Source organism: Stenotrophomonas sp. YJH_SMC_65 (assembly GCF_059369475.1).
In genome coordinates, this window is sequence record NZ_JCAFSR010000012.1 from 107244 (window position 1) to 119339 (window position 12096).

The following is a 12096-nucleotide window of genomic DNA, read 5'->3' on the forward strand; positions in this document are numbered from 1 at the left end:
CTCATGGGCCAGTTCATTCCCATCGCGATCGCTCTGGCCGGCACGGCGGCGCAGCAAGCAGAAACGCAGCGCGTCGAGCGCAAGCAGGACGAGGCGACCGCACAGGGCCTGCTGAATCAGTCGCGCCGCCAGCAGGAGGCCGATCGCCGCGTGAACGACGAGATCTCCCAGCTGGAGACCAGCACGGCGGCGGATGACCGGGCCCAGCGGCTTGGGCAGTACATGCAGCAGCTGCAGCGCGGGCAGCGGCAGGCTCTGTCGGGCTTGAACAGCCCGATCGGCGGCGCGACCTTCCAGGCCGATGCTGGCGCCGCGCGCACCGGTGCCGACAACGCTGCAGCGACCACAGCTGGCCTGATGTCCCGCATCGATGCGCCACAGCTGCAGCGGCAGCAGGAAGCCTTCGGGTACGGGAAGCTGGCCACGGACCTGGACATGGAGGCGCGTGCGAGCCGCGGCCAACAGTTCATCGATCAGCTGCGCCTGCGGCAGATCCGGCGCCGCCCAGAAGTCGATCTCCTGGCCGGTCTGGCTACGTCCGCCGGCAGCGCAATGGCCGGTGGCGGAGGTGGGTTCGCCGCGGCAGCCCCACGAGCAGGCGCCAACTTCTACGGGTCCTACGATCCACTCACCACGGGGTACGCCTGATGGCCAATCCATACCAGGCAGGGCAGGCCCTCGGCACCGCCCTGTTCGGCAACACCCGCGATACCTACACGGATCAGCTGGGCAGGAACTACCAGGTCGAACGGGCACTGCAGGAGGCCCGTCAGGCGCGTTCGAAGGCCGTGCTGGCCAACCAGATCAACAAGCAGCGGGCGCTGGTGAACCCGGACTTGATCAGCGGCGTGCTGGGCGGCGATGACACCGCCCGCGCGACGCTTGGCAGCATCGCACTGCTGGCGAACGACCGATTCGACGCCGGGCAGCTGAACGACGTACTCGGTGCCGCTGCGCGCAGCTCCGCCCGCGATGCCGCGTTGGGCGGCAATTGGGAGGGCGCGAATGCAAACCTCATGGCCGTGGCCAACGGCCCGCAGGAGCTGGGAGCAGTGCAGGGCCAGAACCTGCTGCAGAACCGCTTCAAGGAGGGCGGCGGCGGGATCTCGACCACCGAGCAGGGTCAGGCCGGCATTGCCGCCGACGCCGCGCGCGCTGCCGCCTCCTACGCCAGCGCCAACAGCTCCAATGCCAGCGCGGCGCGCACCCGGCAAGGTATGGGCATCGACGCGGCCAAGTTCGGCCTGCAGCGTGGTGGCCAGTGGAACCCTGGCGGCAAGTCTGCCGGCACGCTTGGGGACAGTGGCAAGCCGCTGCCGGTCGGCGCACTGAAGGAGCTGCTGGCGGTCGAGGACGCATTGGGCGGTACGCAGGTCCTTGGCGACATCATCAGCAAGAATCAGGGGCGGCTGAGGACAGGAGAGCTGGACGTGGGGCCTGGGGCAAGGCTCCTTGGCGGTATCCGCACGAAGCTCAATTTGGCAGGTGAGAACGACGTCAACCTCAGCGAGTTGAACGCCGACAAGACCAAGATCGTCAACGAGTCGTTGCGCCTCAACAAGGGTGTGCAGACCGAAGGCGACGCGCAGCGCGCTGGCCAAGAGCTCATGGCTGCCAATGATCGGCAGACGCTGCTGCGAGCATTTGACCGACTGTCCGAGATCAATGCTCGCGCGGTACAGCTGCAGCGGCAGAAACAGGACCTGATCAACTCGAACTACGGCCGCACCTCGACGCTCGGTGACCCGCCGGCAGCGTCGCCGCGTGCGCCGGGACTGCCGTCAACCGGCGCCAGTGGCGCGCAGCGCGCTCGCAATCCACGTACCGGCCAGGTGCTGGTGCTCATCAACGGCCAGTGGGTGCCCGAATAATGGCGACTCCTCCGCTTCCGCCCGGTTTCGTTCTCGAATCAGCTGCCGCACCCGCTGCGGCGACACGCGCTGTGCCGCCGCCCCCGCCGGGATTCGAGCTGGAAGACATCCCGACCCTCGGGACCGTCCAAGCCCTGGCGCCGGACTTCTCCGAGGTTACCGGCAGCGTTTCCAGCACTGCCGATGGACGGCAGGCTGACGGCTGGAAGGCAGGTATCCCGCGCGACCTGGCGTTCGGCGCTCGTTCGGTGCTGCAGGGCATCGGCAGCCTTCTGGGTGCGGTCGGTGGCGACGCCCTCGGCGCGCTGGAGACCAAGATCACCGGCCGGCCTGTGGCCAGCTTCCGCGACAACGCGGCGACGCTTGGGGACGCCCTCGGCCTGCCCAAGGCGCAGACCTCCGGCGATCGTGTCCTCGGCGATGTGGGCGAGGCACTGACCGGTACCGGCCTGACGTTGGGCGCCGGCGGCGCGCTAACTGCTGGACGCCAAGTGTCCTCACTGGCTCCGACGCTGGGTGAGAGGGCTGGAACGTTCCTCACCGCGCAGCCGGCATTGCAAGTGGCAAGCACCATCGGTGGTTCTGCTGCTGCGGGTGGTACGCGTGAGGCGGGTGGTGGTCCAGTTGCCCAGATCATTGCTGGCCTTGCCGGGGGTCTGGCCCCGGGCGTGATTCCTGGCCTTCCGACCAGCGGTGCCGGTGCTGCCGCTGCGCAGAATGTTGGTCGGCGAGCTATTCGTGGCGCCGATCCCGAGCCGCTGCGGCAGACGCTTGGCGAGTTCGCGGAGGCTGGGGTGCAGCCCAGCATGGGACAGGCCACGGGGAACCGCGCGTTGCAGGCGACGGAAACGTTGCTCGGTAGCGTGCCTGGATCCGCTGGTGTCATCGATCGCTTCGCGCAGCGCCAGGCCGGCCAGTTTGGCAACCGCATCGATGAGATCGCTTCCTCGCTGGCGCCGGGCGGCCAAGCTGTCGACCCAGAGATGGCTGGCCTAGCCATCAGGCAGGGAATTGCGGGGCCGGGCGGCTTCAAGGAGATGTCGCGCGCAGAGAGCAATGCTCTCTATCGGGCGCTGGACGAGCTGATTCCGCAGGACACGCGGGTCGACATCTCCAATGTGCAGGCGGCGCTGAGGGATCTGAATCAGGCCATCCCGGGCGCTCCTTCCACGTCGCGATTGTTCCAGAACGCTCGCTTGGGCAGCATCGAGGGCGGCCTGATCGATGACACCCAGGGCGTGCAGGCTCTGCTGACGCAGCCCGGCATGCAGGAGCAGGCCGATGCCTATCGTGCCTACCTGCAGGCCCAAGCTCGTTCCGTCGAGATGGAGAATGCGCGCCGCAAGTCGCTGGGCATGACGGTGATGGAGCCGGTGCCGACGGCAGACCAGATCGAGCAGAACGTCATGGCCACCCTCGGCAACATGACCGACAACCGTCTGCCCTACGAGGCTCTGCAGAAACTGCGATCACTGGTCGGCCGTGAGATCGACAACGCCAATTTCGGTAGCGACGTACCGCGCAGCATGTGGCGCCCCGTCTACGCGGCCCTGAGCCGGGATATGGAGGAGGCGGTCAAGGCCACGGGCAACCCGAAGGCCGCCCAGGCCCTGACCAGCGCCAACCAGTACCACTCCCGTTACATCGACCAGCTGGAGAACATCGACAACATCATCGGCAAGAAGGACGGCGAGGGCGCTTACCTGGCCGCGGTGAGCGGCGCGAAGGATGGTCCGACACGCATCCGCGCGATCATGCAGGTGCTTCCCGAGAACGAGAAAAAGATGGTCACCTCGGCGTTCATCCGCCGAATGGGCCGCGCAATCGGCAGTCAGCAGACCGACGAAGGCGACGTGTTCTCCATGAACACCTTCCTGACAAACTGGGCAAACACCAGCCCGGAGGCGCGCAAGGTGCTGTTCGGCAGCTACGGCCCCGAGTTCACCCGGAACATGGAAACGATCGCCAAGGCCACATCACGCATCAGGGAAGGGTCGAAGGTCTTCGCCAACCCGTCCGGCACTGCCGGCCGTGAGGCCCTGATCGGACAGATCGCCACCACCGGTGCGGGCGCTGGCACTGCGCTGGCGATGGGGAATGCTGGCGGTGCATTCCTGGCCGTCGGAGGGTCGCTGCTGGGTTCGGGCCTCGCGAATGCGACAGCCAGGATGATGACGTCGCCCAAGTACGTAAACTGGCTGGCTCGCACCTCGGAGAAGCCGGTAGGCGAGCTTCCGGCGCAGCTGCAGGTGTTGCGAGGAATTGCGGATCGAAGCCGGGACCAGGATGTGGCGGAACTTGCAGATCGAGTCGAGCAGGAGCTCAGCGCTGGAACGACAGAAGGAAGCCGATAATGCAGGCAATAACGACAAGTGCGAGAACGCCAAGTCCGACCAGCTTTGGCATCGGGTTGGCGCTGTTCTTGGCCAGGTCTGCGTCGATTCGTTCCTCCCGAAGCTCTTGCCAGGTCTTCGGGACGCCGTAGTCGGTCTTCTTCCAGTCGGTCATGGTGTAGTCCTCAGCGCGCAGGCGCTGCCTTGATGCTGCCTTCGAGACTCGATCCCCGCACAGTTGCGGTCTTGTGGTACTGGCTGAACAGGATGCGTGCAGGTACAAAATCATCGTTGTGCTCGAACTTGATGCCACCCTGAGCTACGGCGTTCTTCTCCTGGCTGGGAGCCATGAACCCGAAAGAATCGTGCCTCCACTCGGCGGAGTAGATGACGCCGGGGGCGTTGTCCCCAGCATAGATGTGCACCAGGACCTTGACCGGAACCACCCTGCCGGCTGGCCACGTTCGTACCTCCTCAACCAAGAGTGGCGGAAGGTCATGAAACAGGGTCGAATCAGGAGTCATGGCGCGTGCCTCGGGTGGTGGGCGGATAGTAGCACCGGCCACTCCGGCGGCCGGTGCGGCGTCTCGATCAATCGAATGCGCTGTCGTGGCTGGGAAGCCCGTCCTCCACTTCCGAGAAGGCGATAGCGGCGAGCATTGAGTACTCGGCGATTCCCGTGAAATCCGGCAGTTGATCTGCCGCAATTGCGGCAGCCGCAGCCTTGGTAAAGATCTCCTTGGCCAGGTCGATCTCATCGCTCATTAGTGCGCGTTGGATGCTACTCATCACCATCTCCTTGTGAGCCAGATCAATTTGAGACCAGGCTAGTTGGTTGCACCGGCCGCGAGGGCGACTCATGTCGAAAGGCCCGCTTGTCCGGGCCAATCCATTCAAAAGAGATTAAGGGTCTTAGCCGTTCCTGAAACGGCGGCAATCGCCATCCAGGGGCCAGTTTGGATGGCCGGGCGCGCGGACAACTCCTTCCCCCGGAAATTGAACAACTTGTCCTCCCCATCGATTCTCGCGTGTAGGGCATGGCCCTTCTCATGAATAACGAGAGGATTGCGGGAATTTGGGTCGCTTGATGTGGCGTGCGACATGCTCGAAAAATCTACAAGAATCGCGTCGTAATCCTTCAGCCGAAGGCAAGGACGAGGAGCAACGATTTCAACCACTCCTTCGTGCTTGCCGTTCAGATAGAGAGCGTAGTCATTGTCCAATCTGATGGCCCAGCAGCCGTTCATCTGCAGGATGTCGCCGGGAGACGTTTCATCGAGCGGAACGATTTCGAATTGTTTAGCAACTTGCATCACCACCTCCTTGGTAGCCCCGGCCAATCCAGGGCCCAGCGCATCGTAGCCCATCCGTTGATGCTGGAGCATGCGACGTTAGGGTGACCTCTCCTGGATAGAGGAGAGGTCACGTGCACAACAACAATCCGTACATTCCTTCTTGGCGACTGTGGGTCATTCACCTCGCGGCGAAATTCGCCGGCGTCTTGGTCAACGTGCATGGCATGCCTTATGGCAGCCGCAGTAAGAGGTACACAGTGGCGAATGAGCCCCGTGGCTGAGACAGGAATTACTCTTCAATAGTTTGTTTGAGCCACGCATCGCTCTGACTAGCAAACCCTGTCCACGCGGTCACATCGAGCTTCGCCACGAAGACGTTGTCGTTGCCATCAAGGCACTTCACCAGATCGTCTCTGATCTGAGGGGCGGTCTGGTCACTTGAGATGATCCAGACGGACCCTTGCATGTTCCAGCTTTTGCGATACGCCTGGAGCTTTGTACGGATGCACTCGTAGTTCTGTCCGAGCTTCTTCAGGTCGTAACTGACCAAATAAGCACTCATTCCACTCTCCATGTTGGTGCCCCCTGTGGGCAGCCGGAATATAGCCTCAGTCTGTCTCCCAATTGTTGAGACTGCTGGCGTCCGTTGATGCTCCTGCCGCCCCGGGCAGCATGGCCCCATCACACACGGGGGAGCGGGCATGAGCGCCCTGGCATATGCGGTACAGCTGGTGAAGAAGTGGGAGGGGTGCCGCTTGGAGGCCTACCCCGACCCCGCCACCGGCGGAGCGCCATGGACCATCGGCTACGGCGCCACCGGTCCTGGCATCGAAAAGGGCGTCCGTTGGAGCCAGAAGCAGGCCGACGACCGGCTGGCTCTCGATCTGGACCGGTTCGCCAAGGGCGTGCGGTCGGCGCTGCGACGGCCGGCGAACGACCGGCAACTGGGGGCGATGGTCAGCCTGGCCTACAACATCGGCGTCTCTGCATTCCGCAGCTCGACCCTGCTGAAGCTGTTCAACGCCGGCGATGTAGCGGGGGCCGCGGCTCAGTTTCCGCGCTGGAACAGGGCAAACGGCAGGGTCATGCAGGGCCTGTCCAACCGCCGAGCCGATGAGCGCCGCGTGTTCGAAGGTCAGGGCGGGAGCGCATGAGCATGGAAGCCCAGCCGAGCCAGGACGGCCGCACCCGTATTTCACTCGGCCCGGTCGAGAAATGGATCGTTGGCGCTTTCGCCAGTTTCATGATCGCCGGCGGCTACTGGCTGATCAGCTCCATGCAGGCCGTGCTGACGCAGCAGCAGGTCACGAACCAGCAGATGGCGACGGTGCAGCAGCAGCTGCAGACCTTCAACACGCAGCTGGCCGACGTGCCGGCGCTGAAGCTCGAACTGGCCAAGCAGGCCGTGCAGGTGGAGCAGAACAAGCAGGACATCAAGGAGCTGAAGCAGCTCAGGGGGCTGAAGTGAAGGGGCGATTCAACTGGCAGGGCGTGGCTGGTCGCGCCAGCACCTGGCTGGCGATCCTTTCGGCGGCCGCGACGGCCGGCCTTGGCGCCTATGCGCTGATGCCCGAGCGAGCCCAGAACGCATTCCCTGAGTGGGCGTTGATCGGCATGGGCGTGCTGGCCGTGGGGTCGGCGTTCCTGGTACCGGTGGCCACCAGCTTCAAACAGAAGGCGAAGGTGGCGCGCCATGCTGATCCCTGACCCGCTGGCACCCTACGCGAAGCTGATCCGCCTTGGCCTGTGGTGCCTACTGGCCGGAGGTCTGTATGTGGCCGGGTGCCAGCGGGGCGAGGACCGCCAGGCTGCGGCCGACCGCGAGCAGATCGGCGCCGTACAACGCCAGCTCGATGGCGCGCGCGCCGAGGCGGCCGGGAACCTGCGCGCGGCCAACGCCGCCGGCCAGCTCCTGCAGGAGGTCAACCGGCAGACCCAGGCATCGATCGACGCTGCCGAGGCGGCGCGCAAGGCATCTGCTGCAGCAGCCAGCCGGGCCGAAGCGGCAGCGGCTGAGGGGCAGCGCCGGGCCACCGCCGCCGAGAAGGCGCTGCAGGCCGCAAAGACCACGCCGGCTTGCCGGTCACAACTGGAGATGGAGCTGTGCAGCTCAATTCCTTTGCTCTGATCGCCGCCATGTTGCTGGCCGGCTGCGCGCACCAGCCTGAGCGGCCGAAGCTACCCGAGAAGGTCCATGTGACCGTGGAGAAGCTGGTCCCGGTCGATGACCGGCTGACGCAGCCGTGCCCGGCAACCCGGGCAGCATCGCGCACGGTCGAGGCGGTGGTCAGCGCGTACAACGCCAACCTGGTCGCCTTGCAGGACTGCAACACCCGCATGGGCGAGATCCGCGCGCTGGGGCGCTAATGGCCAAGAAGCGCGTCCCGCTGCACCAGAATCCCCGCGGCTTCGTTGATGTCGACCCCGACGCGACCAATGGCGCCCAGGTCGGCGTGAATCTGCGTGGCCCCGATGGCCAGATCCTGACCGCGGCGCAGGTGATCAACCCCACCGGCGGCAGCAGCGGCGGCCCGAGTAGTATCGCCTCGACCATTTGGAAGCTGATCAGGGAAGTCCCGTCCAACATCCAGAAGCTGGCCGCGCTGATCGGCGCCGGCTTCGCCGCGCGGCAGAGCAACGGTGATTGGGCGCTGCGGTCGCTCCAGGAAGGTACCGGCATCGACATCGCCAACCCCGACGGCGATGCAGGAAACCCGACGATCGGGCTGAAGGACGTCGCGAACTCGGGTACTGGCACGCTCCTGGCAGTCACGCGCGACGGAAAGGGCAGGGTGACTGGAACACGGCCGGCCACGATCACGGGGGGCGCAGGCCGAGTCGCGGTCACCAATGGGGATGCGTCTGCTGGGTTGCCTACGATTGATCTCGCCTCGGTCGCCGATTCTGGTGCTGGTGTCCTGCTGGCGATCACCAAGGACGCCTATGGACGCGTAACGGGAACCCGCCAGGCGACGATTACTGGCACCGCGCAGCAGATCAATGTCGCCAACGGCACAGCAGCCGCTGGCCTACCGACTCTGTCGCTGGCATCGGAAGTGACTACCTCGCTCGGAAAGGCTGACACCGCACTGCAGCCAGGGGCAGTGCACAACACAGCCCTCTCCGGCCTGCAAGGCGGTTCGTCAACTGAGCGTTACCACTCGACTGCAATCCAGAACTCCAGCCTCGCAGCCGTAGCCGTATCGGGTGAGATCTGCGGCCTGCAGATGGTATGGAACAGCGGAACCTCGATCACCTTCACCAGCGGATTCGCGGCGATCCAGTCGCTTGGAGGGCTGCTTTCCTTCCCGTCGCCGATTACCAAGGCTGGGCTATCCCTATCCGCCAGCACCTGGTATCACGCCTATGGCTATTCCAACGCAGGCACGCCGGATGTTGAGATTGTGACCACGGCGCCTGCTTCTACGGCGTTCAGCGGCTCCGCCCGGTCGAAAGCTGGCGACACATCGCGGCGTTACCTGGGTAGCCTGCTGACTGATGCAAGCGGCAACATCTACCGATTCGGTCAGAACGGCGATGAGATCAACTACGTCGTCAACCTCGTCGCTCCGTTCCGCGTGCTATCCGGTGGCATGGCGACTACGCGCACCAACGTTGCGCTCTCTGGTGTGATCCCGGTGACGTCCAATTACGTCATTGCCAATACGATCAACAATGCCGATCAACAGGTTTTCATCGACATTCCGGAGATTGGGAACTCTGGAGCCGCGTCGCGATACACCTGCTTGGCGAACCAGCGAACACCAATCCACGCCTTTGTGGCAAGTCGGACGCTCCAGTACTTGTATGGTGTCTCGCCAGTTGGATCTGGAGCGTTCATTGACGTGTGGGGGTACAGGTTTGAGCGCTAACCTCTATGCGATAACCAGCAGCAGCGCCAGGGCCATCGAAGAAGGCATGCCACTGTTTGCTGGGGAAACGGTAGTCAGCGAAGTCCCGGCAACCCTGGTGGAGAGAATCCGTGCCGAAGATGCCAGGGAACAGCGACGGTTGGCTCTGCGCGCGACTGATTGGACCCAGATGCCCGATGCGCCACTGACCGCGCTGGAGAGGGCGGCGTATCAGACTTACCGGCAGGCGCTCCGTGACCTGCCTTCGGTTCCTGGCTTCCCGGACGTGCCTTGGCCGACGCTTCCGACGATCAAGGAAGGTGCTGCAGATACTGGTGAGGGCGCTGTCTACCCCTGATTGCTAGGCGACCTGCTGCAGCAGATCCTCGCGGTTGTTACGAGGCGTGTTCACTGCGCGGCTGACCCGGTAGGCCTCCATCGCCGGCGGCTCGCTGGCCAGCAGCATGGTCATGGCCTCGTCCGCGCCGGCCGCCATCCACTCATCGATCTGCCCGGCCTGTAGCCACACCGGCATGCGGTCGTGGATGTCGGCCGACACGCCGCTGCTGTCGCCGGTGATGATGGTGAAGGTGCCCAGGTTGCCGTCGGGTAGCAGGGGGCTGGTGTCCTCCCACAGGCCAGCGGCCAGCAGCGGCCCGGTGGCGTGGATAAACCAGGGGTCTTTCTTCTCGTCGATCGGGCTCACCGACCACTCGTAGTATCCGGCCATTGGGATGACGCAGCGGCGCTTCTTGAATGCCGACCGGAAGGCCGGTTTGGTGGCCACCGTCTCGATCCGGGCGTTGATGGTCGAGCCCTGCAGGCCCTTGGCCTTGGCCCAGAAGGGCAGCAGGCCCCATGCCAGCCGGGTTACCTGCCGGCCTTCACCCCGGTCCAGGATCACCGATGCGCGCTGTGTCGGCGCGAGGTTGTAGCTGGACTGGATCTCGGCCAGGCCCGGGGCAAGGTCAGCCAGCCCCGGCTGGCCGAAGTCGATCACGGGGAGCTGGACGAATCGGCCGCACATGGCTGGAGGGTAGGGCGTCGGCCGTGCCGGGGGCGTGTAGGTGGGCCTATTTCGAAATGGAGGCGCCCGAGCGCCTCCGTGCCTGCTCAGGCCCTACTTGATCAGGCCTTCCGAATAGCCACGCATGATGATGTACGGCTTCATGAGTGGGCTTACGAACCGGTATCTCAATCGTCGCGCGACACCGACTCGTTCCAGAATGCCACCTCGAATGTCCTCGCTGAACTGCTTTAGGTGGCTTGAGAAATTAGGGATATCGAGTGACCGACCGGTGATATCGCGTAGAGGGCCGCGCACCGACGCCGCAGCGAAATACCCCATGTCATCGATCTCAGCAAGTGCGCAAGCCAGTAGCACTTCCTTATAAATGTTGCCTGGCTGGGCACTCTTCACGGCGTCGTAGTACGCGGTCCGAATCGACTGATTCCACTGCTCGAGCGACTTCTTGATCCCCTGATCCACATGGAAGCGCTGCACATGCATTGATCTGGCAGTTAGAGCAGAGCGCGCACTGTAGAGCGCAAGCAGGTGTGCAATGTAGGGCACGCCTTGCGCCAGGTGGACAAGGTGACTCTTTCCACCCGGGTCGATCGTCATCCCCAGGCGGTTCATCCCGTTGTCGACAATCAGCGCAATCTCTTCACTCGACATACGCGGCATCGGGATCTGGACGAGTGCGCGTTCGATTGAGAGATGACCGGCAACGAGGTCACCGACGGAGTCGGCAACGCCGATTAGGAGCATTGAAGCGTTAACACCGAAATCCGAAAGGCCCTTGATCGTGTCCGAAATGAGGGTGCTTGTGGCGGAGTTTGGGTTAAGGCGATCAAATTCATCAAGGACAATCAGAACGCTCGCCTGTGCGCCCAAGTGCGACAGCGTTCGCCGCACATCGTCAGGAGTAATGCTGGCAGGCAAAGATGCCTCCAGGGGAGTTACCGTAGTCTTCAGCTCGGGCCTGAAACCGGGCCCTGGCGTCTTTTGCGTGTAGGTAATCTCGCGGAAGGCCTTACGCCAAATTGAGTCGAACGTGTCTTGAGCGTCGCAATTGACCTTCGACACGATGTAGCCATTGCCCTGCATCACTTGGATCAGGATGTTCGAAAGTGATGTCTTGCCTACGCCACGCTCGCCAAATAGGACCGCGTGATATCCGCGTTGGGAGACGGCATCCATGATCTTTGATAGCTGGTCGAGTCGTCCGGCGAAGAGATCCAGCGCATTCACCGGTGAGCCAGGCGTGAACACTTGGCCTGCCCGCACCTTGATCGTGTCGAAATTGAGTTCGTCCTGCATCTGCCGTCCCTTGTCCTTATCCGATTGGCGAAAGGTATTGCCTAAATATCAATTGAGTCAAGTGTTTTCGCAATTGTTCCAAGTATTGCCGGGATTGCTGCAAGTTCGCTGTAATCTCAGGATGTGCGACCGCCGGGCGTATCCTTCCGGCCATGCGCTCTTCCCACGGCTTCCGCACCGCCCCGATCCCCTCTGGCTGGGTCCAGATGGGTGAGCGCTGGGCGCTTTGGTACAACGGCCGCGAGACGGCTAGCGTCACGCCCGACGGCGGTCCCGGGGTCAGGCTATGGATGGAAGGCCAGAAGATGTGGCAGGTGAAGGAAGTGCGCGCGGCCAACGTCCGGCAGGCGAAGCGGTACGCCGAGCGCTGGTGTGCGGCCAGGCTCTATCCCGATCTGCCCCTGCGCCAGGCAGTCGCCCGGC

At 63.8% G+C, this 12096-nt stretch carries 17 protein-coding genes and 1 pseudogene; 11 read left to right on the forward strand and 7 right to left on the reverse strand.

Annotation, left to right across the window (positions count from 1 at the left end):
* Positions 1-3 precede the first annotated feature (3 nt).
* Genes AC5P7A_RS19195 through AC5P7A_RS19205 form a run of 3 tightly spaced genes read left to right on the forward strand, consistent with a single transcriptional unit; the run spans position 4 to position 4225 of the window.
* The gene (locus AC5P7A_RS19195; RefSeq protein ID WP_495220495.1) at positions 4-648 is read left to right on the forward strand and encodes a hypothetical protein; all 645 of its coding nucleotides are present in this window, start codon (positions 4-6) and stop codon (positions 646-648) included.
* On the forward strand, positions 648-1871 hold the full coding sequence (locus AC5P7A_RS19200; protein WP_495220496.1) for a hypothetical protein: 1224 nt from the start codon (positions 648-650) through the stop codon (positions 1869-1871). The genes AC5P7A_RS19195 and AC5P7A_RS19200 overlap by 1 nt, the downstream gene beginning before the upstream one ends.
* Positions 1871-4225, forward strand: a complete 2355-nt coding sequence (locus AC5P7A_RS19205; protein WP_495220497.1) for a hypothetical protein — start codon at positions 1871-1873, stop codon at positions 4223-4225. The genes AC5P7A_RS19200 and AC5P7A_RS19205 overlap by 1 nt, the downstream gene beginning before the upstream one ends.
* Here the strand turns inward: AC5P7A_RS19205 and AC5P7A_RS19210 are convergent.
* From AC5P7A_RS19210 to AC5P7A_RS19230, 5 genes are all read right to left on the reverse strand, one after another.
* Complete coding sequence (locus AC5P7A_RS19210; RefSeq protein WP_495220498.1) at positions 4194-4379, reverse strand: hypothetical protein; 186 nt, start codon at positions 4377-4379, stop codon at positions 4194-4196. The two genes, AC5P7A_RS19205 and AC5P7A_RS19210, sit on opposite strands and share 32 nt — an antisense overlap.
* A 10-nt stretch (positions 4380-4389) precedes the next feature.
* Entirely contained in the window at positions 4390-4728 is a 339-nt protein-coding gene (locus AC5P7A_RS19215; RefSeq protein ID WP_495220499.1) for a hypothetical protein, read from the reverse strand.
* Positions 4729-4795: 67 nt separating this feature from the next.
* Positions 4796-4993, reverse strand: coding sequence for a hypothetical protein (locus tag AC5P7A_RS19220; RefSeq protein ID WP_495220500.1), 198 nt, complete (start codon positions 4991-4993; stop codon positions 4796-4798).
* Positions 4994-5097: 104 nt separating this feature from the next.
* A complete protein-coding gene (locus tag AC5P7A_RS19225) occupies positions 5098-5571 on the reverse strand; it encodes a hypothetical protein (protein WP_495220501.1) in 474 nt (157 codons plus the stop codon).
* A gap of 217 nt (positions 5572-5788) precedes the next feature.
* Positions 5789-6061, reverse strand: coding sequence for a hypothetical protein (locus AC5P7A_RS19230; protein ID WP_495220502.1), 273 nt, complete (start codon positions 6059-6061; stop codon positions 5789-5791).
* Positions 6062-6200: 139 nt separating this feature from the next.
* Between AC5P7A_RS19230 and AC5P7A_RS19235 the strand changes: the two genes are divergently transcribed.
* Genes AC5P7A_RS19235 through AC5P7A_RS19265 form a run of 7 tightly spaced genes read left to right on the forward strand, consistent with a single transcriptional unit; the run spans position 6201 to position 9708 of the window.
* Positions 6201-6653: a lysozyme gene (locus tag AC5P7A_RS19235; protein ID WP_495220503.1), complete on the forward strand. Its 453-nt coding sequence runs from the start codon at positions 6201-6203 to the stop codon at positions 6651-6653.
* Positions 6650-6967 carry a hypothetical protein gene (locus tag AC5P7A_RS19240; protein ID WP_005412901.1) on the forward strand — a complete coding sequence of 106 codons (318 nt, stop codon included), beginning with the start codon at positions 6650-6652 and terminating at the stop codon, positions 6965-6967. The genes AC5P7A_RS19235 and AC5P7A_RS19240 overlap by 4 nt, the downstream gene beginning before the upstream one ends.
* Positions 6964-7206 carry a hypothetical protein gene (locus AC5P7A_RS19245; RefSeq protein WP_495220504.1) on the forward strand — a complete coding sequence of 81 codons (243 nt, stop codon included), beginning with the start codon at positions 6964-6966 and terminating at the stop codon, positions 7204-7206. Before AC5P7A_RS19240 ends, AC5P7A_RS19245 begins: the two co-directional genes overlap by 4 nt.
* On the forward strand, positions 7193-7627 hold the full coding sequence (locus AC5P7A_RS19250; RefSeq protein WP_495220505.1) for a hypothetical protein: 435 nt from the start codon (positions 7193-7195) through the stop codon (positions 7625-7627). Before AC5P7A_RS19245 ends, AC5P7A_RS19250 begins: the two co-directional genes overlap by 14 nt.
* Entirely contained in the window at positions 7603-7866 is a 264-nt protein-coding gene (lysC, locus tag AC5P7A_RS19255) for an Rz1-like lysis system protein LysC (RefSeq protein WP_346601512.1), read from the forward strand. Before AC5P7A_RS19250 ends, lysC begins: the two co-directional genes overlap by 25 nt.
* Complete coding sequence (locus AC5P7A_RS19260; RefSeq protein WP_495220506.1) at positions 7866-9371, forward strand: hypothetical protein; 1506 nt, start codon at positions 7866-7868, stop codon at positions 9369-9371. Before lysC ends, AC5P7A_RS19260 begins: the two co-directional genes overlap by 1 nt.
* 46 nt (positions 9372-9417) lie before the next feature.
* On the forward strand, positions 9418-9708 hold the full coding sequence (locus tag AC5P7A_RS19265; RefSeq protein ID WP_495220507.1) for a tail fiber assembly protein: 291 nt from the start codon (positions 9418-9420) through the stop codon (positions 9706-9708).
* A 3-nt stretch (positions 9709-9711) separates the two neighbouring features.
* On the opposite strand, the gene AC5P7A_RS19270 is transcribed toward AC5P7A_RS19265, so the two are convergent.
* Both AC5P7A_RS19270 and AC5P7A_RS19275 read right to left on the reverse strand, forming a co-directional pair.
* The gene (locus AC5P7A_RS19270) at positions 9712-10377 is read right to left on the reverse strand and encodes an SOS response-associated peptidase (protein WP_495220508.1); all 666 of its coding nucleotides are present in this window, start codon (positions 10375-10377) and stop codon (positions 9712-9714) included.
* 93 nt (positions 10378-10470) lie between these two features.
* On the reverse strand, positions 10471-11673 hold the full coding sequence (locus tag AC5P7A_RS19275) for an ATP-binding protein (protein WP_495220509.1): 1203 nt from the start codon (positions 11671-11673) through the stop codon (positions 10471-10473).
* 152 nt (positions 11674-11825) lie between these two features.
* On the opposite strand from AC5P7A_RS19275, the pseudogene AC5P7A_RS19280 reads away from it, so the two are divergent.
* Positions 11826-12096: pseudogene (locus AC5P7A_RS19280) on the forward strand (hypothetical protein); the annotation flags it as partial.